We start from the raw sequence: 846 nt of genomic DNA, 5'->3' as shown, positions 1-846 counted from the left end.
CGTTTATGCAAGGGCTAAAATGAAAATAATCGTTTAATTACAGCGTAATAGTAGAAATAACGCCCAAGAGCATTGCCCTTTCTTTCTTTGCAATTTCCCGCACAACACCCGCCTTACCTTGATTGTGTTCTTGGTGTTGAGTGCAACCATCGACGATCTGACTTGCCCACACCCCCTGGCGCTGCCGACAAGCAGTCTGATGCAATCAGTTCGCGCTTGCGCGAATGGGGGACGCGCCCGGCGCAGGGGGGGCCTGACTATATTTTCAAGGAAGCGACTATGAAAATAAGGAAGGGGCCAAGGCGCGGCCCCCCTCCTTTGCTTTCAACATATGCACCGGTTCATTTGAGACATCAAACCAATCCCACCGGACCGTCAACTGCCCTTCGATCGCGCAACAACACCGTCTTCTGTGATTGCAGCGATGTTGTCAGGCGTGCGGCGTGACAGCTTCACGCCATCGCCTGACATCATGGCTTCGACATACTCCGTCATTTTCAGGATCGAGCCGTCCGCCTCGATGTAAGTGGTATCGTCGTCGGTTTCGCGCGTGATCGCGCCATCGACCTTGATCCGCACCCATGTACCATTGACGCGGATCGCGACGGAGTCGTCCTCAACGACAATGCCTTCCCAGCCAATATCGTCGCTATCGCGTCGCAGCACGATTTTGTCTGGCTGCAACTTTATCTGAACATCGCGCGTGGCTGATCTTTCCTCGGCGCGCACCTCCAGGAACACCTCCTGGACCTTTGGGTCGCTGTGGATCGTGGCGTTGGCATTCTTCGGCGGCCAGACCTTCGGCTGATTGCGCACATTCCCCTGCTGATCTGTGTGGAAGCCGAT

The 846-nt window shown here is 55.0% G+C and carries 1 protein-coding gene; it reads right to left on the bottom strand.

Going from position 1 to position 846, the window contains the following annotated elements; genetic code table 11:
• Positions 1-375: 375 nt before the first annotated feature.
• Positions 376-846, bottom strand: a 471-nt coding sequence (locus ACFWW2_RS00935) for a hypothetical protein (protein WP_393925487.1), incomplete at its 5' end; no start/stop codon positions are given.

This window comes from Yoonia sp. R2-816 (genome assembly GCF_046762905.1).
Taxonomy (GTDB): Bacteria; Pseudomonadota; Alphaproteobacteria; order Rhodobacterales; family Rhodobacteraceae; genus Yoonia.
Note: the sequence above shows the minus strand (reverse complement) of the source record. Positions and strands in the feature narration are given on the sequence as shown.